The sequence below is a fragment of the Blautia sp. MSK.20.85 genome (assembly GCF_013317245.1).
In the GTDB taxonomy this organism is placed as follows: Bacteria; Bacillota; Clostridia; order Lachnospirales; family Lachnospiraceae; genus Blautia_A.
In genome coordinates this window covers 158,357-183,874 of sequence record NZ_JAAIUN010000002.1, presented here as the reverse complement: position 1 = coordinate 183,874, position 25,518 = coordinate 158,357, and the positions used below count along the sequence as shown (strand labels likewise).

General features: G+C 44.0%; 22 protein-coding genes, 2 tRNA genes and 1 riboswitch. Of the genes, 14 read left to right on the top strand and 10 right to left on the bottom strand.

Annotated features, from left to right (window positions below):
• Positions 1-6 precede the first annotated feature (6 nt).
• The 4 genes from G5B12_RS02090 (at position 7) to G5B12_RS02075 (ending at position 4,187) form a co-directional block, all read left to right on the top strand.
• Entirely contained in the window at positions 7-510 is a 504-nt protein-coding gene (locus G5B12_RS02090; RefSeq protein WP_021975899.1) for a DUF6106 family protein, read from the top strand.
• Positions 511-577: 67 nt separating this feature from the next.
• Positions 578-2,032, top strand: coding sequence for an IMP dehydrogenase (guaB, locus tag G5B12_RS02085; protein ID WP_021975900.1), 1,455 nt, complete (start codon positions 578-580; stop codon positions 2,030-2,032).
• A gap of 57 nt (positions 2,033-2,089) precedes the next feature.
• Positions 2,090-2,171: riboswitch (ZMP/ZTP riboswitch) on the top strand.
• An 87-nt stretch (positions 2,172-2,258) separates the two neighbouring features.
• Entirely contained in the window at positions 2,259-2,972 is a 714-nt protein-coding gene (locus G5B12_RS02080; RefSeq protein ID WP_021975901.1) for an IMP cyclohydrolase, read from the top strand.
• Positions 2,973-3,002: 30 nt separating this feature from the next.
• Positions 3,003-4,187, top strand: a complete 1,185-nt coding sequence (locus tag G5B12_RS02075; RefSeq protein WP_021975902.1) for a phosphoribosylaminoimidazolecarboxamide formyltransferase — start codon at positions 3,003-3,005, stop codon at positions 4,185-4,187.
• Positions 4,188-4,354: 167 nt separating this feature from the next.
• Here the strand turns inward: G5B12_RS02075 and G5B12_RS02070 are convergent.
• Positions 4,355-4,427 (bottom strand) — tRNA-Gly (locus G5B12_RS02070).
• 123 nt (positions 4,428-4,550) lie between these two features.
• The gene (locus G5B12_RS02065; RefSeq protein WP_021975903.1) at positions 4,551-5,249 is read right to left on the bottom strand and encodes a lysozyme family protein; all 699 of its coding nucleotides are present in this window, start codon (positions 5,247-5,249) and stop codon (positions 4,551-4,553) included.
• Positions 5,250-5,411: 162 nt separating this feature from the next.
• Here G5B12_RS02065 and G5B12_RS02060 point away from each other — a divergent pair, with 162 nt between their 5' ends.
• A complete protein-coding gene (locus G5B12_RS02060) occupies positions 5,412-6,491 on the top strand; it encodes a 3D domain-containing protein (protein WP_174087658.1) in 1,080 nt (359 codons plus the stop codon).
• Between the two features lie 195 nt (positions 6,492-6,686).
• Here the strand turns inward: G5B12_RS02060 and G5B12_RS02055 are convergent.
• A tRNA-Phe gene (locus G5B12_RS02055) sits at positions 6,687-6,759 on the bottom strand.
• A 132-nt stretch (positions 6,760-6,891) separates the two neighbouring features.
• Positions 6,892-8,076: an iron-containing alcohol dehydrogenase gene (locus G5B12_RS02050; protein ID WP_021975905.1), complete on the bottom strand. Its 1,185-nt coding sequence runs from the start codon at positions 8,074-8,076 to the stop codon at positions 6,892-6,894.
• Between the two features lie 313 nt (positions 8,077-8,389).
• Here G5B12_RS02050 and G5B12_RS02045 point away from each other — a divergent pair, with 313 nt between their 5' ends.
• A complete protein-coding gene (locus G5B12_RS02045) occupies positions 8,390-9,298 on the top strand; it encodes an NAD(P)/FAD-dependent oxidoreductase (protein ID WP_174087657.1) in 909 nt (302 codons plus the stop codon).
• Between the two features lie 98 nt (positions 9,299-9,396).
• Complete coding sequence (gene trxA / locus G5B12_RS02040) at positions 9,397-9,696, top strand: thioredoxin (protein ID WP_021975907.1); 300 nt, start codon at positions 9,397-9,399, stop codon at positions 9,694-9,696.
• Positions 9,697-9,698: 2 nt separating this feature from the next.
• Here trxA and G5B12_RS02035 read toward each other — a convergent pair whose 3' ends face one another.
• The gene (locus tag G5B12_RS02035; RefSeq protein WP_021975908.1) at positions 9,699-10,379 is read right to left on the bottom strand and encodes a Crp/Fnr family transcriptional regulator; all 681 of its coding nucleotides are present in this window, start codon (positions 10,377-10,379) and stop codon (positions 9,699-9,701) included.
• Between the two features lie 224 nt (positions 10,380-10,603).
• On the opposite strand from G5B12_RS02035, the gene G5B12_RS02030 reads away from it, so the two are divergent.
• The 3 genes from G5B12_RS02030 to G5B12_RS02020 all read left to right on the top strand — a co-directional run bounded on the left by G5B12_RS02030 (position 10,604) and on the right by G5B12_RS02020 (position 13,590).
• Complete coding sequence (locus G5B12_RS02030; RefSeq protein WP_174087656.1) at positions 10,604-12,289, top strand: B12-binding domain-containing radical SAM protein; 1,686 nt, start codon at positions 10,604-10,606, stop codon at positions 12,287-12,289.
• A 104-nt stretch (positions 12,290-12,393) separates the two neighbouring features.
• Positions 12,394-13,008 carry an AIR synthase-related protein gene (locus G5B12_RS02025; RefSeq protein WP_021975911.1) on the top strand — a complete coding sequence of 205 codons (615 nt, stop codon included), beginning with the start codon at positions 12,394-12,396 and terminating at the stop codon, positions 13,006-13,008.
• Between the two features lie 81 nt (positions 13,009-13,089).
• Positions 13,090-13,590 carry a tRNA (cytidine(34)-2'-O)-methyltransferase gene (locus tag G5B12_RS02020; RefSeq protein WP_021975912.1) on the top strand — a complete coding sequence of 167 codons (501 nt, stop codon included), beginning with the start codon at positions 13,090-13,092 and terminating at the stop codon, positions 13,588-13,590.
• 169 nt (positions 13,591-13,759) lie between these two features.
• Here the strand turns inward: G5B12_RS02020 and G5B12_RS02015 are convergent, their stop codons facing one another.
• Genes G5B12_RS02015 through G5B12_RS02005 form a run of 3 tightly spaced genes read right to left on the bottom strand, consistent with a single transcriptional unit; the run spans position 13,760 to position 18,266 of the window.
• A complete protein-coding gene (locus G5B12_RS02015; RefSeq protein WP_174087655.1) occupies positions 13,760-15,169 on the bottom strand; it encodes a sensor histidine kinase in 1,410 nt (469 codons plus the stop codon).
• Positions 15,166-15,867, bottom strand: a complete 702-nt coding sequence (locus G5B12_RS02010) for a response regulator transcription factor (protein WP_015524367.1) — start codon at positions 15,865-15,867, stop codon at positions 15,166-15,168. The genes G5B12_RS02015 and G5B12_RS02010 overlap by 4 nt, the downstream gene beginning before the upstream one ends.
• 17 nt (positions 15,868-15,884) lie before the next feature.
• Complete coding sequence (locus G5B12_RS02005) at positions 15,885-18,266, bottom strand: endonuclease MutS2 (protein WP_174087654.1); 2,382 nt, start codon at positions 18,264-18,266, stop codon at positions 15,885-15,887.
• Positions 18,267-18,574: 308 nt separating this feature from the next.
• On the opposite strand from G5B12_RS02005, the gene G5B12_RS02000 reads away from it, so the two are divergent.
• The 4 genes from G5B12_RS02000 to G5B12_RS01985 all read left to right on the top strand — a co-directional run bounded on the left by G5B12_RS02000 (position 18,575) and on the right by G5B12_RS01985 (position 23,199).
• A complete protein-coding gene (locus tag G5B12_RS02000; RefSeq protein WP_021975915.1) occupies positions 18,575-19,522 on the top strand; it encodes a 3'-5' exoribonuclease YhaM family protein in 948 nt (315 codons plus the stop codon).
• 3 nt (positions 19,523-19,525) lie between these two features.
• Complete coding sequence (gene rlmD, locus G5B12_RS01995) at positions 19,526-21,163, top strand: 23S rRNA (uracil(1939)-C(5))-methyltransferase RlmD (protein ID WP_174087653.1); 1,638 nt, start codon at positions 19,526-19,528, stop codon at positions 21,161-21,163.
• Between the two features lie 31 nt (positions 21,164-21,194).
• The gene (locus tag G5B12_RS01990) at positions 21,195-21,566 is read left to right on the top strand and encodes a TnpV protein (RefSeq protein WP_006859001.1); all 372 of its coding nucleotides are present in this window, start codon (positions 21,195-21,197) and stop codon (positions 21,564-21,566) included.
• A 166-nt stretch (positions 21,567-21,732) separates the two neighbouring features.
• Positions 21,733-23,199, top strand: a complete 1,467-nt coding sequence (locus G5B12_RS01985) for a caspase family protein (RefSeq protein ID WP_006859000.1) — start codon at positions 21,733-21,735, stop codon at positions 23,197-23,199.
• Positions 23,200-23,330: 131 nt separating this feature from the next.
• Here G5B12_RS01985 and mobQ read toward each other — a convergent pair whose 3' ends face one another.
• Complete coding sequence (mobQ, locus tag G5B12_RS01980) at positions 23,331-25,040, bottom strand: MobQ family relaxase (protein ID WP_174087652.1); 1,710 nt, start codon at positions 25,038-25,040, stop codon at positions 23,331-23,333.
• A gap of 136 nt (positions 25,041-25,176) precedes the next feature.
• Positions 25,177-25,398 carry a DUF3847 domain-containing protein gene (locus tag G5B12_RS01975; protein WP_005348485.1) on the bottom strand — a complete coding sequence of 74 codons (222 nt, stop codon included), beginning with the start codon at positions 25,396-25,398 and terminating at the stop codon, positions 25,177-25,179.
• Between the last annotated feature and the right edge of the window lie 120 nt (positions 25,399-25,518).

The following is a 25,518-nucleotide window of genomic DNA, read 5'->3' as shown; positions in this document are numbered from 1 at the left end:
AAACAAATGAGTGACTTATATTCAGAGCTTCTGGTAAAAAAGAAGCAGACAGCGAAAGATCTGGTTGTGAAATACGGTCTGATAGCGCTGACGGTGATCATGGTCCTGGGAGGCCTTGTGCTGAATGTACTTTTGCTGGTACCGGCTATTGCACTTGGTATTGCATGTTATTTTGTAATACCGAAGACAGATCTGGAGTACGAGTATCTGTTTGTTAACGGAGAACTGGACATTGATATGATCATGTCAAAATCAAAAAGGAAAAGAGTGAAATCGCTCCAGCTTGCGGAGGCAGACCTTGTGGCACCATTAAAGTCCCACAGAATGGACTATTATAATGGCAATCAGAAGATGAAAGAGTATGATTTTTCATCAGGAATTGAGGATCATAAACGCTATGCAATGATCATAAGAGACAGTGGAGAAACCTGCAAAGTGATCCTGGAACTGGATGACGCACTTGCAAACACCATGAAAAATTCTGCACCAAGTAAAGTTTTTTTGGATTGACATGAATCTTGTTTTTTGTTACACTAGTTCACAAATTTAAAATATCTTACACAAGGGAGGAAATGCAATGGGTACTATTATTGGTGAAGGCATTACGTTTGATGACGTCCTTCTGGTTCCGGCTTATTCTAAAGTGATTCCGAATCAGGTAGATGTTTCAACGTATTTAACCAAGAAAGTAAAGCTGAATATCCCCATGATGAGTGCGGGAATGGACACAGTTACAGAGCACAGAATGGCAATTGCCATGGCCAGACAGGGTGGTATCGGTATCATCCACAAGAATATGTCCATCGAAGCACAGGCAGAAGAGGTTGATAAGGTTAAACGTTCTGAGAACGGTGTTATTACAGATCCATTTTATCTTTCACCGGAGCATACACTGAAAGATGCCAATGATCTGATGGCGAAATACCGTATTTCCGGTGTTCCGATCACAGAAGGCAGAAAGCTTGTAGGTATTATCACAAACCGTGATCTTAAATTTGAGACAGATTTCAGCAGAAAGATCAAGGAGTGCATGACTTCTGAAGGACTGATCACAGCTAAGGAAGGAATCACACTTGAGGATGCCAAGAAGATCCTTGCGAAATCCCGTAAGGAGAAATTACCCATTGTAGATGACGACTTTAATTTAAAAGGACTCATTACCATCAAGGATATCGAGAAACAGATCAAATATCCGCTTGCAGCCAAGGATGCACAGGGACGTCTTCTCTGTGGTGCGGCAGTTGGTATCACAGCCAATGTACTTGCACGTGTAGATGCACTTGTGAAAGCGAATGTGGATGTAATCGTAATTGATTCCGCACATGGTCATTCTGAGAATATCTTAAAAGCAGTCCGCGAGATCAAGGCTGCATATCCGGAACTTCAGGTTATCGCAGGTAACGTTGCAACAGGAGCAGCTACCAAGGCACTGATCGAAGCTGGTGTAGATGCAGTTAAAGTTGGTATCGGACCTGGATCTATCTGTACCACACGTGTTGTTGCAGGTATCGGTGTACCGCAGGTTACTGCTGTTATGGATTGCTATGAAGTAGCCAACAGCTACGGAATCCCGATCATCGCAGATGGTGGAATCAAGTATTCCGGAGACATCACCAAGGCTATCGCGGCAGGCGCCAATGTCTGCATGATGGGCAGCATGTTTGCTGGATGCGATGAGAGCCCGGGAACATTCGAGCTCTATCAGGGAAGAAAATATAAAGTATACCGTGGAATGGGATCTATTGCAGCTATGGAGAACGGCAGCAAGGATCGTTACTTCCAGGAGAACGCCAAGAAGCTTGTTCCGGAAGGTGTTGAAGGACGTGTTGCATACAAAGGACACGTTGAGGATACCGTATTCCAGTTAATTGGCGGTTTAAGATCCGGTATGGGTTACTGCGGAGCAGAGAACATTGAGAAGCTGAAAACAACAGGCAGATTCATTAAGATCTCCGCTGCATCTCTCAAGGAGTCACATCCACATGACATCCATATCACAAAAGAGGCTCCAAACTACAGCGTAGACGAGTAAAGAATATTTCAGAAAATAGGGACTTGAAAATTCAGAAGAAGTATTGTAGTATAACAACAGAAGCTGCATGACTGGCGGAAAGTAGGATTACCTACAGGGAGTGCAGTGAAATGAGAAGCCGACCGCCTGGGCAGCCTGATAAAGGGGTGTCCAGGCGGTTTTTTGTTACCTGTTAATACCTGGAATGATCCCCGGGCCTTACATTAGACGAGGAGGACTGTGAAAAATGACTACATTTTCACTTGAAAAAGAACTGAAAGAGAATTCCTACCCAGGAAGAGGAATTGTGATCGGACGTTCCGCTGACGGAAAGCACGCTGTTACCGCATATTTTATCATGGGAAGAAGTGAGAACAGCAGAAACCGTATTTTTGTTGAGGATGGTGAGGGAATCCGCACACAGGCATTTGACCCGTCCAAACTTACAGACCCGAGCCTGATTATTTATGCACCGGTACGTGTCCTTGGAAACAAGACGATCGTAACAAACGGTGATCAGACAGATACCATCTATGAGGGCATGGACAGACAGCTTACTTTTGAGCAGTCTCTCCGAAGCAGAGAATTTGAGCCGGATGCACCGAATTATACACCTCGTATTTCCGGTGTTCTTCATGTGGAGAACGGAAAATTCAGCTATGCAATGTCTATCTTAAAGAGTAACAATGGAAATCCAGATTCCTGCCTCCGTTATACATTCGCTTATGAGAATGCGGCAGCAGGACAGGGACGCTTCATTCATACTTATAAATGTGACGGAAACCCGCTTCCAAGTTTTGAGGGAGAGCCGAAGCCGGTAGAGATTCCGGATGATATTGATGATTTTACAAACCTTCTCTGGGAGAGCCTGAATCAGGACAATAAAGTTTCCCTGTTTGTCCGTTTCATTGACATTGAAACAGGTAAATATGAATCCAGAATTGTAAACAAGAATAAATAATCAATATCGCAGAGAACGGAGGATTTTTCTATGAAAGAATTACAGTTAAAATACGGATGCAACCCGAATCAGAAACCATCCAAGATTTATATGGCAGACGGAAGTGACCTTCCGATCCAGGTACTTTCCGGAAGACCGGGCTATATTAACTTCCTGGATGCGTTTAACGGCTGGCAGCTGGTACGTGACCTTAAGAAAGCAACCGGACTTCCGGCAGCAACTTCTTTTAAACATGTATCTCCGGCAGGCGCTTCCATCGGACTTCCGCTGAATGAGACACTGGCCAAGATCTACTGGGTAGATGATATGGACTGGAAGGATTTTTCCCCGCTTGCATGTGCGTATGCAAGAGCAAGAGGTGCAGACCGTATGTCATCTTTCGGTGATTTCATTTCTCTTTCTGATGTCTGCGACAAGGATACCGCAATGTTGATCAAAAGAGAGGTTTCGGATGGTGTGATCGCACCGGGATATACAGAGGAAGCACTGGAAATCCTGAAACAGAAGAAAAAAGGCAACTACAATGTAATCCAGATCGATGAAAATTATGTTCCGGAGCCACTGGAGCACAAGCAGGTATTTGGTGTTACTTTTGAGCAGGGACGCCAGGAGCTTGCAATCAATGATGAACTGATCTCCAATATTGTAACAGAAAATAAAGAGCTTACAGAGGAAGCCAAAAGAGATCTGAAAGTTTCTCTGATCGTTCTGAAATACACACAGTCCAATTCCGTATGCTTTGTAAAAGATGGACAGGCGATCGGCGTTGGTGCAGGTCAGCAGTCACGAGTTCACTGCACACGTCTTGCAGGTCAGAAGGCAGATAACTGGTATCTCCGTCAGTGCCCGAAGGTGCTGAATCTTCCGTTTAAAGATACCATCACACGTGCAGAGAGAGACAATGCCATCGATGTTTACATTGGGGAGGAGTATATGGATGTTCTTGCAGATGGTGCATGGGAGAAAACATTTACCGAGAAACCGGAAGTGTTTACAAGAGAAGAGAAGCGTGCATGGCTGGATGGCCTTACAGATGTGACTCTTGGTTCAGATGCATTCTTCCCGTTCAGTGATAATATTGAGCGTGCACATAAGAGTGGCGTGAAATATATTGCAGAGCCAGGCGGATCTGTCCGCGATGATGCAGTTATCGATACCTGCAATAAGTATGGAATGGTAATGGCATTTACAGGAATCAGACTTTTCCATCACTAAAATATATGAGTATGTAATAAGACAGAATAAGAATGTCTGCCTTATATAAAAGATCCCGGATCAGGATTCCTTTCAGGAAGTTCCGATTCGGGATCTTTTTGCATGGTTCAGCTATCGTATTTTTTATGGCATAAAAAAAGAACTCTGAATGATTCAGAGTTCCGAAGAGCGATAGACGGGGCTCGAACCCGCGGTCTCGACCTTGGCAAGGTCGCGCGTTACCAACTACGCCACTATCGCATGTGTCTTATCTTACGAGATGTTTCCCTCATCGACAAGACATATATTAGCATAGTTTTTATGGTATGTCAAATCTTTTTTTTGATTTTTTTGAAAAATTAAAAAAAAGAAGACATTTCAAGATCAGGATGTTTCAGATCCGCTGCTTGTATGATAATAGCGAAGTACGTGATCAGGATAATACTGGTCACCGTAATCCCATGGCCCTGCCGGATCGTGAAGAGGATCATCTTCATCACGTTGTCTGCCACCACTTGCCATCTGGGCGAATGCCTGGGCGCTTTCAGTTGTCCAGGAAGTTTCTCCGTTTTTTTCGAGATAAGAGAAATAGGAATCTGTGCCAAAGTTATAGGCCTGCAGGGCAAGGCGGATATGGGGCAGATCAGCAGGTCCGGTGCATCCGGATTTATCCAGGGCATATTTCAGCTCCTGAATTCCACAGGAGATAGAGTAGGAAGGATCTGTGATTCCGTTGGGCTGCTGAGGATACTGCGTGTTATAAGCGCCTTCTGATGACTGCATGGGATCGGTTCCCTGACCGGAGCTTTCCTGCATCATAACTGCCAGGATCAGATCTACATAGTCAGACATGCCATATTGGGCGGCTTCTGTGGAAACTTCATCCCGGTAGGCTTCACAGGATGCATTGATCTGGTGCGTAGTTGTCTGCTTTCCGGAAAATCTGGGTAAGCGCAGAAAAATACATCCGAGAATCAGCAGGAAGATGCAACCCAGGAAGATTTTCTGTCTGCGGACCTGGCGTATGCGGAGACGCTGACGTTGTTTTTTTGTAAGTTTATGATTCTTTCGTTTTGTATTCATAAGCTTATTTTACCCGTCAGATGGGGATTTGACCAGTTAAGAAATGTGATCTTTTTGTTAAAATTTTCTGAAGACTGACTTGCAAAATTGCAAAATACGATCTGATATGCTATGATAGTCGGGACAAACCGCAGAATGCCGGAAAAAAGGAGGCAAGATTTCATGCGTAAAAGGCTTCTTGCAGTTATTTTGTGTGCTTCCATGATGTTCCCTGTATCAGCATCTGCAGAGGTACTTGGATATGAAGCGACACTGAATACATATACACAGGAGAAAAAATCACCCCAACAGTTTCAGATTGATGATGGGGAAGGAAATACAGTAAATGCACTGGCGAAGACAGATACTCTTTATGTCACTGCGAAGAACACTGCAATTCGGTCCAATCCAGGAGAAAGCGGAACAGAACTTCGATCTGTTCTTCTGGGAACGAAACTAGAGAGAGTTGCCGTATGTGACAACGGATGGAGTAAAGTCACATTTCAGAAAGACGGAGAGGACAAGATTATCGGTTATGTTCAGGATAGCGTGCTCAGTGATACGGAAACCGTGAATAAATTTACGGATACAGTCACGGCAGCCAAAGACAGCGATATTCTTGATTATCCGGGAAAAAAAGACGGAGAAGTAGTAGGAGAAGTTCTTCAGGATGATGAACTGAAGAGGACTGGTACAGTAGATGACATCTGGAGCCGTATCGTTTACACAGATGACAGTGGCGCACAGCAGATGGGATATATTCCTACCAGTTGTCTGGAAGGATACCAGGAGACTGAGGTGGCCAAAGCAGAACAGGAAAAGAAAACAAAAGCCGGCTCCCTTACCAAGAGCTCCGGAGAGGGTATTTTTGCAGATGCCGTAGATGGCGTGACATCTACAGGTGGTTCCGGAACATCTGCCAATGGAGTGCAGATTGGAACACCGGTATCTGTTTCCTCTGATGCAACATTGAAATCTCTGGGAACTTTTCGTATTACCCATTACTGTCCATGCAGTATCTGCTGTGGCCCATGGTCAAACGGAATCACATCTACAGGCGTAACAGCAACAACCAATCATACCATAGCAGTAGATCCCAGCCAGATTCCTTATGGTTCCAAGGTAGTGATCAATGGACAGGTTTACGTTGCGGAGGATTGCGGAGGCGCGATCCGTACCAACTGTATTGATGTTTATGTTGCCACACATTCAGAGGCAGAAGAGAAAGGCGTATTTTATACAGAAGTTTATCTCCTTCAGTAAAAATGCAGGAAATCATCTACAACTACAATATGTGATGTAATACGTATAACAAAAAATACTGCATCAGACTTTACGTATAAATCGGAATATAAATATCCGCTTTATCAGAAAACGTCGAATGCAGTATTTTTTATTTATAAAAAGAAAAACTCTGTTCAACAGGAAACAGGAACTGTGAACAGAGCAAAAAAATAATGCCCAGAGCCGGAATCGAACCAGCGACACGAGGATTTTCAGTCCTCTGCTCTACCAACTGAGCTATCTGGGCATGTCTCTTTCGAGTACTTTATTACTTTAACACATTTATGTAGAGAATGCAAGGGAAAAATGAAAAAAAGCAGATGTTTTTCTGAAAAATCTGATTTTCAAAAAAGCATCTGCAATATTATATTTGGCGCATTTATCGTGCAGCCAGATAAATTTTTTCCATATCTTTCATATTTAACTGTTTGAAAACGCCGATGGTGCGGGTATCTTCATAACTGCACTTAAATGCCAGATCGTGGATATCTTTTTCTGTAAGGTCAAGACCAAGCTCATGAAGGCTGGTAGGCATCTGAATGGAACGGAAATAATCTTCCATAGCCTCGATACCGGCAAGGGCGGTTTTGTTGAAATCGATACTGCATGGGATTTCGAATACGTTGGTGGCAAACTGGGCAAAACGCTCCGGATTTGCGTCATAGACATAACGTGCCCAGCTTCCCCACAATGCGGCCAGACCGGCACCGTGAGCTACATCGTAGGTCCCTCCAAGTTCATGTTCCAGCTGATGACATGCCCAGTCACCGCCACCGGTTCCACAGCCGGTAAGACCGTTGTGAGAGAGACTTCCTGCCCACATGATTTCTGCTCTGGCGGTATAATTATCCGGCTCTTTCAGCAAGATACGGGAATTGTAGATTACCGTCTGCATCAGGGATTCGCTGATGCTGTCTGTAATTTCCATAGTTTCGATATTTACGAAATACCGTTCCATGGTATGCATCAGGATATCCACACAGCCGCTTTCGGTCTGGTACTGAGGTAAGGTGTATGTAAGCCGTGGATTCAGAATGGCAAAACGTGGTCTGCACAGGTCATTTCGGGCAGTACTGCGTTTCAGCCAGCCGTCTTCATTTGTGATGACGCAGGAATTGCTCATTTCACTTCCGGAAGCTGCGATGGTAAGGATCACACCAACTGGAAGACAGGCTTTTGGAGTTTCGGTGCGGAGGAAAAAGTTCCATACATCGGTTTCCGGATTTGCAAGGCCGTAACCGATGGCTTTACAAGAATCAATAACACTTCCGCCTCCTACAGCAAGAAGAAAATCCACATTTTCTCTGCGGCAGAGCTCAATTCCCTCCCGGACCTTGGAAAGCCGTGGATTTGGAACGACGCCTCCAAGAGTTACATAGGCAATTCCTGCCTCGTCAAGTACGGATCTGATTTCATCAATAAGACCGGATTTAATGGCACTGTGTCCGCCGTAGTGGATCAGAACTTTTTTACAATGCTGTTCTTTCAGAAGTGTGGCAACTTTAAGATGTGTATCTTTTCCAAAAACCACCCGTGTGGGGGTAAAATATTCAAAACTTCTCATAATAAATAACTCTCCCTTATTTCATAACTGATCTATCTGAAATATTCAAAAACAAACAATAAAATTGAATGGTCTGCATCAGCAAAACTGTTATAATAATAGCATAGAAGAAGTCAGGGTGCAAGATTTCGGAAAACGTTTGCAACAGGAAAAACAGGGAAGATAAAGATGATAAAAGGGGTGTAATTCCAGAAGGGTGTGGTATAATAGGTTCTGTGAGAAAGCAAAAGTGACTTAATCACAGAAACAGACCGATGCAGAGCGTATATTATAAAACAGATTTCAAAGAAGCAGAAGAAAGCAGGTGTCTGAAATGGAAAATATCATTATCGTAGGAGCAGGCCCGGCAGGAATTTCCGCAGCTCTTTATGCAGCGAGAGGAAATATGGACCCGCTGATCATCAATACAGGAATCGGTTCACTGGAAAAAGCAGAGAAGATCGAGAATTATTACGGACTTGAGAAACCTCTTTCCGGAAAAGAACTTTTTGAAAGAGGACTTGAACAGGCCAGGGCACTTGGTGTCAGGATCCTGGATGCCCAGGTCGTGGGAATGGGAGGCTTTGATACCTTTGAGGTGAAAACAACGGAAGGCGATTTTGAAGCCCGCAGTGTGATCCTGGCAACGGGAAGCAAAAGAGCTTCTGCGAAGATCCCGGGAGTGAAGGAATTTGAAGGAAAAGGAGTCAGCTACTGTGCAGTATGCGATGCTTTTTTCTACCGCGGAAAAGATGTGGCGGTTCTTGGAAACAGCGATTTTGCCCTTCATGAAGCTGAGGAACTTTCTCATACAGCTTCTCATGTGACGATTTTTACAGATGGAAAGAAACCGGAATTTTCAAAGGAGAATGCGATTGACGTGAATACCATGAAAATTCAGGCAATTGAGGGAGATGAGCGTGTTCAGGGACTTCGCCTGAAAGGAGATGTATCTTTACAGGAAGCAGGCGAACCGCAAACGTCATTTGCACCCGCAGAAGGTGTTTTTGTGGCATTGGGTACAGCCGGAAGTTCAGAAATGGCCCGCCAGATTGGTGCGGAACTGAATGAAAAAGGAAATATCCGGGTGAATGAGGAGATGGAAACAACGGTTCCAGGACTGTATGCGGCAGGGGATTGTACCGGAGGCCTTCTTCAGGTGGCAAAAGCGGTACATGATGGAGCGCAGGCAGGCCTTTCCGCCTGTCAGTATGTGCGGAAACTTTTGAAAGAGCAGGCATAGAGTGCATACAGTATAAATTCAGAAGAAAGGCAGAAACTGATAACGATCAGAAACAGGATCGGATTTTATAACATATAAATTTAAGGAGGAATTTTATCATGGCAAAAGTTTTTACAACAGACAATTTTGAAACAGAGGTATTAAATGCAGAGAAACCGGTACTGGTAGATTTCTGGGCAACCTGGTGCGGACCGTGCAGACGTCAGGCTCCGGTTGTGGAAGAACTGGCAGAAGCAGGATACGAAGTAGGGAAAGTAGACGTAGATAAAGAGCCGTCTCTTGCACAGCAGTATAAGATCATGAGTATTCCTACACTGCTTGTGTTTAAAGGTGGAAAAGAGACTGCACGTTTTGTGGGACTGACATCAAAAGCAGAGCTTGAAGCAGCACTTCAGTAAGATCAGAAAGTATTCATCATTTCATAAAGACGGCTTTTATCCAGAATGCGGATCGATCCCCGTGAGATCTGGATAGAGCCGTCTTTATTCATTTTTTTGAGGCTGCGGCTGACTGCCTCCCTGGCACTTCCGATGGAGCGGGCGATTGCCTCCTGGGTGAGAGTGAGTTCATCAGAACCGGTATCTGCAGCTTCGTCCAGCAGGAAGGCTGCGATCCTCTGAGGTAACGTCATAAAAAATGTCCGTTCGATTCCGGCGATCACATCCGAGAAATGTTCGGTTGTCCGTTTATAGATGAAATTTTCCAGATAGATATTGTTTTTCATCAGCCGGGAAAAAGGAACTGCCGGAAGCAGAAGAAGATCACAGTCTGTTTCCGCATCGATCTGCACATCAAATGTGATGGCAGAAAGCATACAGGAAGCGGAAAGGGTGCAGATATCACTGTCCCTTAAACGGTACAGTGTGGCTTCTTTTCCCTGAGAGGACAGAAGGTACACGCGGAGAACGCCCTTCAGAAGAAAAAGAGTTCCCAGACACTGGCGTTCTTCTGACTGTATGGCAGCACCTGCCGGGTAATGAAGTTCACGGATATTATCAAGAAGAAAATCCTGGTCTTCTTCGGTCATATGTTCCCAGAAGGGAAAAGCCTGAAAATAGTTCAGGCAGCTGTTTCGGTCCATAAAAAGGTACTCCTTTATAAAAGATGTAGTATCCATTTTAACGCTGTTTGAATGGAAATACAACAGAAACGGAATCTTTGTTGCAAAAGAGGAATCCGGTTTTTCTATTTACATCCGGGGATGGGAACGCTATAATCATAAGGCGAAAGAATCAAACGGAGAAATAATGAAAAATGCCGGGTAAAGAGGGAGATCATCCGGCGGAAGTTAGGAGAATACAAATTTTGAAAATTTTACTTGCAGCGTGCAACGCAAAATATATCCATTCCAATCTTGCAGTATACAACCTGAAATCCTGTTCTGGAGAGTACAGCCCCAATGTAGTGATCAAAGAGTATACGATCAATCAGATCCAGGATGATATTTTAAAGGACATTTATCTGGAACAGCCGGATGTGATCTGTTTTTCCTGCTATATCTGGAATATTTCCTTTGTAAAAGAACTGGTACCGGATCTTAAGAAAATCCTTCCACATGTGGATTTCTGGGCAGGCGGTCCGGAAGTATCTTACGATGCGGTGGAATTTCTGAAAAAGAATCCCGCGTTTTTTGGTGTGATGGTAGGAGAGGGAGAAGAAACTTTCCATGAACTGGCAGGCTATTATATAGAAAGAAAACCGGAAAACCTGAAAGAAATCCGAGGTGTGGCATTTCATGACGAAACCAAAGTCCCGGATATTGTACACACAGGCTGGCGGGAACTGATGGACTTAAGTAAAGTTCCGTTTGCATACAGCAACCTTACGGAGTTTAAAAACCGCATTATTTATTATGAGAGCAGCAGGGGATGTCCATTTTCCTGCAGTTACTGTCTTTCTTCCATAGATAAGAAGCTCCGGTTCCGGGATATTGAACTTGTAAAAAAAGAACTGCAGTTTTTTATTGATAATAAAGTTCCACAGGTCAAATTTGTGGACCGTACCTTCAACTGTAAACATGACCACGCCATGGCAATCTGGCGGTATATTACAGAGCATGACAACGGGATCACGAACTTCCATTTTGAAATTTCCGCGGACCTTCTCCGTGAGGAGGAACTGGCTCTGATGAAAACCATGCGCCCGGGCCTGATCCAGCTGGAGATCGGGGTACAGTCCACCAATCCGCAGACCATCAAAGCTATTCGGAGAACCATGGATTTTGAAAAACTGAAAGGAATCGTAGAGCAGATCCACAGCTTTGGAAATATCCACCAGCATCTGGATCTGATCGCAGGACTTCCCTATGAGGGATATGAAAGCTTCCACAAGTCTTTCTGCGATGTCTATGCACTGCGGCCGGAGCAGTTTCAGCTTGGTTTTCTGAAAGTGCTGAAGGGTTCGCATATGATGGAGATGACCGGAGAATATCAGATCCTTTACAAAGACCGGGAACCTTATGAGGTGCTTTCCACAGCCTGGCTGACCTACGGGGAGATTTTGGGGCTGAAAATGGTGGAAAGTATGGTGGAAGTGTATTATAATAGTGGTCAGTTCAAACACACCCTTGTATTTCTGGAACAGTATTTTGAAGATCCTTTCCGGATGTATGAGGCACTTGGCAGATTTTATGAGAAAAAAGGATACTCGGAGATTTCTCATTCCAGGATGAGACGCTATGAGATCCTGATGGAATTTGCCGGAGAACAGAAAGAGATCCCGCTGGAAGTCCTTTCCGATGTGATGCTTCTGGATCTTTATCTTCGGGAGAATTTAAAGAGCAGACCATCTTTTGCATCCGATCAGAAGCCATACGAGCGGCTGATCTGGGATTACCGGAAAGCGGAAAAAATCCCGAAGACCGCCCATATCGAGGTGTTCCGGGATGGAAAGACGATTCTTTTCGATTATACAGACAGGGATCCTTTGACCAACAATGCGCGATTAACGGATATTACAGATGAGGTGAATAAAAATTATGGGAATGTTTGATCCGAAAAAAAGAAAAGTGATCACAGCGATCATCGCAGTTATTCTGGTTCTGGCAATGGTAGTTCCGACTGTGCTTTCGCTGATCATTTACTAAGGCGGCAGTTATGAAACTTGGGAAAAAAGCACTGGAGGCACTTCAGGCGGAAATTGACGGACAGCTGAAACCCGGAGATGAACTGATCGTGGCAGGCCCTGTGGCAGCAGAAGGTACGGCATGGATTGCAGAGAACTACCATGACAGACTGCGGGAAGTTTTTTCGGAACGGTTCCTTGAAGATGCCGGAAAACTTCCGGAAGTTTACGGAACAGGAATGAAAAAAGAGAACAATAAGGTCTGGAAGATGGCGGAAGCGTCCGGAGCCAGTGCCAGGTATCTGATGGGGGAAGGCGGCTTTCTGTCTGCACTCTGGAAAATGGCGGAAGCATCCGGAGTGGGACTTAGCGCAGACCTTCGAAGCGTACCCATCCGACAGGAAACCATAGAGATCTGTGAGATCTTTGATGTGAATCCCTATAAACTCCTTTCCGGTGGAAGTATTCTTCTGGGAATCCAGGGTGGCGATGCGTTTGTGCAGGAGTTACGAAGAGAAGGGATCATGGCAGCAGTGATCGGGCAGACCAATTCCGGAAATGACAGGCTTCTTTACAGCGGCGGAAATGCCAGATATCTGGAGCGTCCGGCGGAAGACGAATGGAAAAGATTGAATATAAATCGTTGAATGTTTGCAGCATTTAGGATTATATACAGCGAAGCGGATTGCGAATATCCGCTTGACAGTTTTATAGAAAAGAGGAAAATAATGGGAGTTTTAAACATTGTACTCCATGAGCCGGAAATTCCGGCAAATACAGGTAATATCGGCAGAACCTGTGTGGCAACAGGAACCAGATTACATCTGATCGAGCCGCTTGGTTTCCGTCTCAATGAGAAGGCAATCAAGCGTGCAGGCATGGATTACTGGGAACATCTGGATGTGACCAGATATCTGGACTATGAGGATTTTCTCAAGAAGAATCCGGGAGCGAAGATCTATTACGCAACCACCAAGGCGCCTCAGACTTATACAGATGTAAAGTATGAGGATGACTGTTTTATTATGTTTGGCAAGGAAAGTGCGGGAATTCCGGAGGATATTCTGGTGAAAAATCAGGAAACCTGCGTGAGGATACCTATGATCGGGGATATCCGTTCCCTGAATCTGAGCAATTCCGTTGCTATTGTGCTTTATGAGGCGTTGCGCCAGCATAATTTTGCACATATGAATCTGGAAGGGCATCTGAGAAATTACGACTGGAAATAAGATTGTGAACGGATTGAAAAATTGAAAGTAAATGTCTGATTTACATACTGAATAGCAAGCTGAAGAAGATTTATAGAGTAAATAAAAGAACCTCTGATTCGGAAAGATTGCAGGAAATATTAAGGAATATTTCTTTTACAGCTTTCCGGATCAGAGGTTTTTTGATGTTTTATTTTGCTTTTTCAAGAGTAAAAATAAATTCCGTTCCCACACCAACAGTGCTGATTACATTAATATTCTGCTTGTGGGCGTTGATGATCTCTTTCACAATGGCAAGTCCAAGGCCGGTTCCCTTACGGTCTTTTCCACGGGAGGCATCAATCTTGTAGAAACGGTCCCAGATTTTGGAAAGACTTTCTTTTGGAATTCCGGTTCCCCGGTCTTTGACAGAGACAAAAACTTTGCCATGGTTGACGGTTGTTTCCAGTGTAATGGAAGAATTGTCGCTGCTGAATTTTACTGCATTGTCCAATAAATTGTACAGTACCTGCTGGATCTGCTCCATATCCGCGCGGACGAACAGCTCTTTGCCTGCCAGAAGGAGTTCCAGCCGGATATTCCGCTCCGAACAGGTCCCCTCGAAGGAGGCCGCTGTAGTACGGATGGTTTCGTTGATATCAAAACGCCGCATGTGCATCATCCGTTTTTTGACATCCAGTTCGTTTAAGGTAAGGAGGCTTCGGGTCAATTTCTCCAGACGTGTGGATTCAAAGGCAATGACTTTCAGATAGCGTTCCTGCATTTCCGGTGGGATGGTACCATCCAGCATGGCTTCCACATATCCTTTGATGGAGGTCAGAGGTGAGCGGAAATCATGGGATACGTTGGAGATAAACTGTCGCTGATATTCTCCGTTTTTGTTCAGCTTGTCTGCCATGTAATTCAGGGAGTGGGAAAGATATCCCATCTCATCTTCAGAATCCACTGGAATCGTATAGGAAAGATTTCCGTTGGCAAATTCCAGAGCGCCTTTTAAAATTTTTTTCAGAGGTTTATGGACCCGGTAAAAGTAGATCAGAAGAAAACTGAAAAACAGTGGATAGATCACAATAAAGATCAGGATCATAACCTCTACGATATTGCTGCGGCTTTCGTAGAGGTTTTTCATAGGGTAGTGGATTGCCAGATAACCAATCACCTGGTCTGTATCTTTTATGGGAACGACGGTGCTTAACTGCGTGGTTTTGAATGTCCCATAAAACGTACCGGAAGAATAACAGATATTTTCGTAATCTGCAGGCCGGAAATTTTTGACAGTGATCTCACCGGAGCCGGAAGACTGTTCATCTGTGTTTATCAGAACGGTTCCGTCCGTGTCCATGACCCAGAAATCTGCATTTTGAAATGCGGCAGCAGAGGAAAGAGCCAGGGAGAGGGAGGCATTTTCCGGGTCTTTTACAGACTGACGGAGTTCATTTCCGGAAACCATCTGGCTGGCTGTGCGGTAAAGGTACTCTCCGGTGGAGCGTTCAAGCCTTTTTTCTACCAGGTAGGAGCCGCCGGAGGAAAGCAGCAGAAAGCAGATTCCCCCCAACACAAAATACAGGATCAGCAGTTTGGTATAAAGATGCTGTTTCATGAATCTTTTACCTCAAATTTGTAACCGATTCCCCAGACTGTGGAGAGAGCCCAGTTTGGATTATCCTTGATCTTCTCACGGAGACGTTTGATGTGAACGTCCACGGTTCGGGTATCCCCGATATATTCATAGCCCCAGATATGGTCCAGAAGCTGCTCCCTTGTGAAAACCTGATTGGGAGAAGCTGCCAGGAAATAGAGAAGCTCCAGTTCCTTTGGCGGCATGTCGATCTGGTGTCCCATATACGTCACAGAATAGTTAGTCAGGTTGATCACCAGATCCGGATAGGATACACATTTTTCCTTTGGTGCGGCAGAGGGTGATTTTACATGGAATCTGCGGAGCACTGCACGGACACGGGCAACCAGTTCTTTGGAGTCGAAAGGTTTGATGATGTAATCGTCTGCTCCAAGTTCCAGCCCCAGGACTTTGTCAAAGGTTTCTCCTTTGGCGGAAAGCATGATGATCGGTACATCGGAAGTATGACGGATCTCACGACATACCTGGTATCCGTCAATACCCGGAAGCATCAGATCCAGAAGGATCAGATCCGGGTGAAAAATATGGAACTGCTTCAGGGCTTCCTCGCCGTCATTTACGATCTTGGTCTCAAAGCATTCTTTTGTGAGGTAGAGAGCTACCAGCTCTGCAATGTTGTTGTCATCGTCAACAATGAGGATTTTCTGTTTTGTAGCCATGGTTTCCGCTCCTTTTTTTATTTCTTGAATTCTACGATGGTTACGCCGGCATCGCCTTCTCCGAATTCTCCGAGACGGAAGGAAGCTACATGTTTCTGGCGTTTCAGGTAATTGTGGACACCTTTTCTGAGGGCGCCGGTACCTTTTCCGTGAACAATGCGGACGGATTTCATGTGTGCGATGTAGGCGTCATCCAGATATTTGTCCAGCTCTGCAACTGCTTCGTCCACGGTTTTTCCCAGAAGATTGATCTCTGTGGAAATGCTGGCCGCTTTTGCCATGCGGATCTTTCCGGCACCGGTACGCTGCATGGATGGGGTGGTGATCACCGGCTCGTCCACAAGCTCCAGATCGGAGATATGTACTTTGGAACGGATGATTCCCATCTGCACAAAGAGATATCCCTTGGAATCCGGATGGCTGGAAACGGTTCCTTTCAGATTCAGGCTGAGAACTTTTACAGTATCGCCAAGAGAAAGATCGGATGGTTTCAGCTGCTTCTTTGGTTTTTGCTTCTGCTGTTTGGAAGACATGCCTTTTTCAGCCTTTGACATACGTTTCTTCAGGTTCTGGCGCTCTTTTTCCACAGAAGCGGTATCTACGTGATCCTTCTGGAATTTATGAAAAAGTTTCATGGTCTGGTCTGCGTATTCCTTGGTATCACGGAGAATCGCATGTGCCTGTTCATTGGCTTCTCTGAGAATACGTTCTTTTCGTTCATCCAGTTTTTCCTCTTTTTCCTGGAGGGATTTTTTCAGCTCTTCTACCTGTTCTTTGTAACGGGCAATTTCTGCACGTTCGTTTTCGATGGTGACACGGCTCTGCTCCAGGGATGTCAGAACATCTTCAAAAGATTCATCCTGCTCACTGATCTGTTCTTTTGCCTTGTCGATGATGAAATCCGGAAGTCCCAGTTTGGAGGAAATGGCAAATGCGTTACTTTTTCCGGGAACTCCGATCAGGAGACGGTAGGTGGGGCGTAAAGTTTCCACATCAAATTCACAGCAGGCATTTTCCACACCCGGGGTAGAGAGGGCATAGATCTTCAGCTCGCTGTAATGGGTGGTCGCCATGGTGCGGATGCCCTGTTCGTGAAGATGGGACAGGATAGCAATGGCAAGAGCGGCACCCTCGGTTGGGTCGGTACCTGCACCAAGCTCATCGAAGAGGACCAGGGAGTCCTGATCTGCGGATTTCAGGAAGGAAACCACGTTTGTCATATGAGAGGAGAAGGTACTTAAGGACTGCTCAATGCTCTGCTCATCTCCGATATCCGCATAGACCTCGCGGAAAAGTGCAAGTTCGGAACGGTCCAGTGCCGGGATATGAAGGCCTGCCTGGCCCATAAGAGTGAGAAGTCCTACGGTTTTCAGGGAGACGGTTTTACCACCGGTGTTTGGTCCTGTGACAACCAGGAGGTCAAAATCATCTCCAAGGCGGATGTCAATAGGAACGGCTTTTTTCCTGTCGATCAGCGGGTGACGGGCCTGGCGCAGGCGGATCCGTCCTTCGGTATTGAAGATAGGTTCGCTGGCATTCATGTCCATGGCAAGAGCGGCACGGGCAAAGATAAAGTCCAGCTGTACCATGATGGAAAGATCTGCGTGGATGGATTCCAGCTCTGCGGCTACCTGCTGGCTTAAAGACGCAAGGATTACTTCGATCTCTTTCTGTTCTTTCAGCTCCAGCTCGCGGATGTCGTTGTTCAGTTTGACAACAGCCATAGGCTCAATGAAAAGAGTGGAACCTGTGGCGGACTGGTCGTGGATCATACCGGCAACCTGGCCTTTGTACTCGGCTTTTACCGGGATACAGTAGCGGCCGTCACGCATGGTGATGACAGAATCCTGAAGATAATTCCGGGCGCTTCCTGCAACCAGAGAAGAAAGCTGAGTGTGGATCCGGTCGTTGGTGGCCTTGATGCTGCGGCGGATCTGACGAAGGGTGCTGCTGGCATCGTCACTGATCTCATCCTCGGAAAGGATACAGCGGCGGATCTCTGTGCTCAGTGGTGTCAGAGGTTCCAGTGCCGCAAACATTCCGTCAAGGGAATCGGTCATTCCGTCGTCACGGTCACTTCTGGAATAGGCTTTGACACGGCCGGTATTTTCCAGAAGACTGCAGACGGAAAGCAGCTCCGGTGCGTTCAGAGCGCTGCCTACAGTAAGACGTTTCAGTGTGCCACGGATATCCTTGACACTTCCAAAGGAAATGCCGCCTTTTTTGAACAGGCGTGCAAGGGCATCGTGGGTCTGCAGCTGCATGGATCGGATTTCCTCGATATCTGTGGAAGGGGTAAGCTTCCGGCAGAGATCTTTTCCCATGGGGGAGGATGCCTTGTCTGTGAGCAGATCTATGATTTTATAGTATTCAAGTGCTTTGTATGCTTTTTTGTTCATTGTTGCTATAGTTACTCCTTTTTGTTACTTCTGTTGATTCTGTGCTTTTCTGCGTAACACAGGATATGCAAAAAAACACTTCGTTTCCTATTTTACATGATTTCCATAGCAAAGGAAAGTAAAATGTGTTATGATACTGAATAAAGCCCGGAAGTAAGAGGAAACTGTGCGAAAATGCAGGGAAGACCGGACCGGGATGTGGCCAGAGATCGTAAAGAAAGGCTGGCTGTGAATGTAAAGTGTGAAGTGGATAGGTACATGAGTATTTCCGCTTTGAAAGTAAAAAAGAACAGAAAGGCAAGAATTTTATGCGTTTTTTAAATGAATTACATGAGGGAGACAGAGTAAACGGGATCTATCTCTGCAAACAGAAACAGGCAGCTACAACAAAGAACGGAAAGCCCTATGAAAATCTGATCCTTCAGGATAAAACAGGTGTGATCGATGGCAAGATTTGGGACCCAAATTCTCTGGGAATCGATGATTTTGATGCACTGGATTACATTGAGATCATGGGAGATGTGACAAGTTTTGCAGGTGCCATGCAGCTGAATATCAAGAGAGCACGCAAGGCAGGAGAAGGGGAGTATGATCCGGCAGATTATCTTCCTACCAGTGAGAACAGTGTGGATGATATGCAGAGCCAGCTGCGCGACCTGATCAACAGTGTGAAAAATCCTTATCTTTCTCAGCTCCTGAAGAAGCTTTTTGTGGAAGATCAGGAATTTATGAAAGTGTTTGAAGGACATTCCGCAGCCAAGACCGTACATCATGGATTTATCGGCGGACTGATGGAGCACACCCTTGGAGTGACACGTCTCTGTGATTACATGGCAAATGCGTATCCGCTTTTGAACCGTGATCTTCTGATCACAACCGCTCTTCTTCATGATGTGGGCAAGACCAAGGAGCTTTCTGCTTTTCCTATGAATGATTATACAGATGAGGGACAGCTTCTGGGACACATTGTGATTGGTGCACAGATGGTACACGATCTGGTAAAAGAAATTCCGGATTTTCCGGAGAAGCTTGAGAACCAGGTGATCCACTGCATTCTTGCCCATCACGGTGAGCTGGAGTACGGTTCTCCCAAGAAACCGGCACTTGCAGAGGCTGTAGCTCTGAATCTGGCAGACAATACCGATGCAAGAATGGAGACATTGACAGAGATTTTCCACGCAGACAAGGGCAAAAAAGAATGGCTCGGTTACAACCGTCTTTTTGAGTCCAATTTAAGAAGAACAGGAGATATTTAATAGATGGAATTCCGTAAAAACGATATACTGACTTTGGATATAGAGGATTGCGGAGTTGACGGTGAAGGTATCGGGAAAGCCGATGGCTTCACCGTTTTTGTGAAAGACGCCGTGATCGGAGACAGGATCAGCGCCAAGATCATCAAGGCAAAAAAGAACTACGGCTATGGCCGCCTGATGGAGGTGATCACACCGTCTCCATACCGTGTGAAACCTGCCTGCTCCATTGCCCGCCAGTGCGGAGGATGCCAGCTTCAGGCATTATCCTACGAGCAGCAGCTGAAATTTAAAGAGAAAAAGGTTCGTGGACATCTGGAAAGAATCGGAGGTTTTCAGAATCTTGATATGGAACCGATCATGGGGATGGAAGACCCCTATCATTATCGAAACAAGGCACAGTTTCCGGTAGGAAAAAATAAAGACGGAAAGATCATCACAGGCTTTTATGCAGGAAGAACCCACTCCATCATTGATAACCGAGAATGTATTCTGGGAGTGAAACAGAATAAAGAGGTTTTGGATCGTGTGATCGGACACATGGAAAAATATCATGTACAGCCCTACGATGAGGCCACGGGAAAAGGTCTTGTACGTCATATTATGATTCGTTATGGCTTCCATACAGATGAGATGATGGTCTGTCTGATCTTAAATGGAGATAAGATCCCTGCAGAAAAGGCTCTTGTGGAATCACTCTGTGAAATTCCGGAAATGACCAGCATCACCATCAATGTCAATAAAAAACGAAACAATGTGATCCTGGGCGATCAGCTTCGCCTCCTCTGGGGACAGTCCTATATAACGGACAGTATCGGAAATATCTCCTATCAGATCTCACCACTGTCCTTTTTCCAGGTCAATCCCATCCAGACCGAAAAACTGTATGGAAAGGCTCTGGAATATGCCGGCCTTACGGGAAATGAAACTGTATGGGATCTGTACTGCGGGATCGGAACTATCTCCCTGTTCCTGGCCCAGAAAGCAAAATTCGTCCGCGGCGTGGAGATCGTACCACAGGCCATTGACAATGCAAGAGAGAATGCGAAGTTCAATGGTATTGAGAACGTGGAGTTTTTTGTTGGAAAAGCAGAGGAAGTACTGCCGAGGGAGTATGAGAAGAATGGTGTTTATGCAGATGTCATCGTTGTGGACCCGCCAAGAAAGGGTTGTGATGAGGTACTTCTGAATACGATCCTTAAGATGAAACCGGAGAGGATTGTTTATGTGAGTTGTGATAGTGCTACGTTGGCCAGGGATCTGAAGGTGCTTTGTGCGGAGGATTATGAGTTGATGCGGGTTTCTACTACGGATATGTTTCCGCAGAGTACGCACGTCGAGACGGTAGTTCTTTTGTCCCAACAAAAACCAGATGACACGATAGAGATCGACTTAGACCTGGACGAGCTGGATGCCACCAGTGCCGAGTTGAAAGCAACCTATCAGGAAATCAAAGATTATGTGCTGAAAGAATTTGGCTTGAAGGTTTCAAGTTTATATATTTCTCAGGTAAAACGCAAATGTGGAATTGAAGTGGGAGAAAACTATAATCTTCCAAAATCAGAAAATGCAAGAGTTCCGCAATGCCCGAAAGAGAAAGAAGATGCTATCAAGGCTGCCCTGAAATATTATGCGATGATCTAAGGACATCGCTGATTTCAAGGAGGAATAACACATGAAAAGCACATTTGAAAAAATGGGTGGAACCTACACACTTGGCGCAGACGGAATTTACTATTCGAATCTTGTCAGTACAGATGAAGAACCGCATTATGGGAAATATGGAATGATGCGGAAAACATATCTGAAAGAGCATCGTCCGGCAATGTATTCACTGTATATGCTGGAAGACAGACTGACAGAACATCTGAATACTGTGGACGATGAAGCACAGGAGAGAATGGATATTCTGGTGAGTCAGATGATGGAGAAGCAGGGCATTACGGAAGAATTGAAAGCTCGTGACCAGATGGAATGGGTTAGAGCGGTAAATAATGCCCGGAATGCTGCAGAAGAGATTGTGTTGAAAGAATTAGTGTATATTTAAAGCGTGGAAAGCTCCTTCGGGAGCTTTTCAGTGTTTGTAAGAGTTTATATAAAATGGGCTAAGAAGGTGGTATGATCAAAATAACAGATTAAAATTTATATTAAGAAATGAATTTAAAATTTTTAATTATGAAATAAAACGTAAGATAATTTCAGAGGTGAGAATAATGGATAGAATTGCATTAGTAATCGGTAATTCTGATTATTCAAATGTAGGGAAATTGAATAATCCTAAGAATGATGCTGACGATATTGCTAGTATTTTGAATAAATTAAATTTTGATGTTACAAAAATAATGGATGCAAATTTAATAGATATTCAAAAATCTGTTAATGATTTTTTACAGGCATTAGATGAATATGCTGTAGGGGTATTTTTTTATGCAGGGCATGGTATGCAAATCGACGGTAAAAATTTTATCGTTCCTATTGATTTAAAGTTAAGTGATAAAAGCAAGACAATGGTCTCTTGTTATTGTTTAAATTCGCTGTTAGAAGGTGCATCTTCATATAAGGGAAAAACATTAATATGTATATTGGATGCATGTCGAGATAATCCTTTTGCTATGGGGAGGGGATTTTTAACAGGCTTTGCGCCATTTAATAATCCACCTAAAGGTACTATGATTGCTTATTCTACAAGCGCTGACTGTAGTGCATTTGATGGACAATGTAGTAATGGATTATATACACAAGTTTTAAAAGATGCTATGCTTATTCCAAATTTGAAAATTGAAGAAATGTTTAAATTTGTTAGAAATAAAGTGTCAGAAATATCAATTAGCCAATACGGAGAAGAACAGCTTTCATGGGAATATTCTTCGTTAGTGGGAGACTTTTATTTTTCTGTTACGCCACAACCAGTCAATGAACAGGTTACTGATGAGAAAATATATGAATTCATATGTGCTCGTCGAAAATCTTATGAGAATGCTTCGGATAATATTTATGATATTGAATGTTTGCCATATATAGATGCCTATAATAAATATCATATACCAATTATTAAAATTTTACGTGCATATTCAAGAGTAGATTATTCAAAAAGAGGATTTCAGTTTTCGGATGCTACTATAGATCAGTTAAACAGCAATTATTTGTCATCATGGGGATTTATACAGAAATATGGTAGATGGTATTATAAAAATCATTACGTTGAGATGGGAGATTTATTGCCATTGCCCGAGGAATTAGAACCTAAACAACCTATTAATGGAAAGGAATTGAAGATTGAAGCTTCATTGAGCTGGAAAATGAATGATGGAAAGATAAGATTTCAAGTATCTTCTAATATTCCAGAGGAAACCCCATTAATGTTTACATTACGTGGCAAAGAATATACAGCTCAATGTAAATCTGTAGCAGGTAATAGAATTTCAATAAGTGAATGGTTTAGTGACAGAGGTAATCCTATGAAAAATGGATTTTATACTATAGATGTGTCATGTCCGATATATAGTGTATTGCCAGAAAAGATAAAGAAAATATTTGGTGAACGTAATAGAAATATATGTGGACAATATGTTAAATTTGAACCAGTGGGAGGAAATACGATTCATTTTTCGTATGGATTAGTTCTTAAAAATAGTAAAGTTCAAGTTATTGATATGCAACAAAGAATCTCAGCATTATAATGAATGTGGTTTTATACAAGAAAACATGGCAGATTGTAACTGGTTAAAGTGAATTGGGCGTATGGAACTTTTAAATCCATACGCCTTTTAAACAAGAGAGTTGTAAGAGCATATTATCTACTCGATGATGATTATAATTCCATATCATATGACCTTTTCTTAGCTCTGGCAGGCTGATTTCGCCGCATCTCCTGTTTCCTCTGATATTCAAGTTCCCAGGCACGATGGGAAAAAACATCAGGATCTTCCACATTGAGATAATCTACCTCATTGGCGGCAATATCACGGCGGTGATAGTCATAATACTTACCAAAAGTACCTTTGAGCTGCTCGATCAGCTTATCCCGGAAATTAGGACGTATCTGGATTCTGGTGTCCAGCAATTCTGTATACTGTTCAGGTTCAGGACGAAATTTTTCTTCCCGGAAAGCAGCGGCGTCTTTTTTAAGCTGCTTTTTAAGGGAGATGTCCTGAGAATCCAGGATATCAAGATTGCTATTCATCTGGTCATATTTTTTGGATAGATTCGTCATATCTTTATCAGTGGAGCATTGTGCCTGGAAGATTAGTTGCTCTTTCCTTGATTTCAGTTCTTCAATTTCTTCCGTAACAGTGGTAAGCTGCTGATTCAATTTTATATGCTGGATGGGATTCAAAATACTGGTTTTCTCTTTTTCTACATTCAGCTCTTTCCGTTCTGTAACTTTAGCTTTGAGTTTCTTTTTAACGGTGTTGTATTTATTCAGTATTGGATTAAAATGATTCATCCAATCATGAATTACTTCTTTTTGCATCTCATTATGAAGTAAATGATATTGTGTAAAAATCATATGATTTCGGATAGTTTCCATTGTTTCTGCAATTACAGGAATAGAATTTTTGACAGCTTGAACCAGTTTCTCTACCTGAGCTTTTAATTCCCGGAGCATTTGGTTATCTGCACGAATCTGGCGGTTGATTTCACAGCGGTCAGCTATCATTCCTTTCTTTTCCATGTTTTGAGCAATATAGCCTTCGTGGATGGTCGGCTGTTCGGTGATTCCCTGATCTGCAAAGCTGCGGTGATCAATGGATGCATTTATCTGATTGTGGGCAAGCATTTCATTTACAGTATCTGCCCAGTTTGCTCTCCAGATACAGAGTTGCTCATCACTGTTCCATTGTTCAGAAATGGGATTCTGTCTGCCATAGCGGCTGCTTTTTGGATGCTTGTCGATGCGGTCATAGCCTTTTTCCTGTGCGACAGATGCGGTCATATAAACTTTCTTTTTCCCAACTTTATATCTGTATTGCTTTTCCCAGCCATCTTTTTGAGCAGCTTTGAATTCAGTAGCTGTAAATCCTTTTTCTTCTCCATTTTTTATGCAGAGATATTCTTTTTCTGTTTTATACTGCCATGTTCCGTTTTCGTTCAGTGGACGGACGGTAAGCAGAATGTGTGCATGAGGATTGTGTCCATCCGTATCGTGAATAGCAAAGTCAGCGCACATGCCCATATCTACAAAGTTCTTTTGAATAAAATCTTTTAGAAGAGAAATATTACTGTCCTTATCTAATTCAACGGGAAGTGCGACAACAAATTCCCTTGCCAGTCGGCTGTCTTTTGTTTTTTCTGCAGCTTCCACAGCATTCCAGAGTTGTTCACGGTCTTTCCATTCTGGTGAAGCCATCGGTGGAAGCAATACTTCCTGATAAATGAGTCCATGCTTTCTGGTGTAATCATGCTGGATGCCATCGTAATCATTGTACATCCGGCTGCAACTCATATAAGCAGAAGCTGCGACAGCGGAACGTCCGGAACCACGGCTGACAACTTTGGCTTGCATATGATAAATTGCCATATCTGGCACCTCCTTTCGATGTTGCCTGCAACAGCGGAAAATCCCTCGGCAGAGCGCACGAGCCCCGTAGGGGATACCACCGCCCGATTTATCGGGTGGTGAGTAAGTGCGCCCTTCGGGAGTAGAACTTGTGCGTTTACATTCCTCGTAGCCGGATTATCAGCTCCCGTTTCAGGGAATCCAAATCCATTTCTTTAATATGGGGAACAATACTTTCCAAAATGGCTCCTTCCTGGACTAATCGGTGTGTTCTGGCATCACGTTCTTTTTTGCGATTTCTTGCTTCGGCTTCTTCTTGGCGGTGTCTTGCCTGTAAAAGTGCTTTTTCTTCCGGTGTCATGATTTTTTTATCTGCCATATCTGGCACCTCCTTTTTATGCCCGTATCCGGGCAGTATTGGTTTTAAAATCTTATGGTTTGGTACTATAGTTTCGGATAACTGACAGTGGCATGTTTCTGGTGATAAATAAGGAAAGAA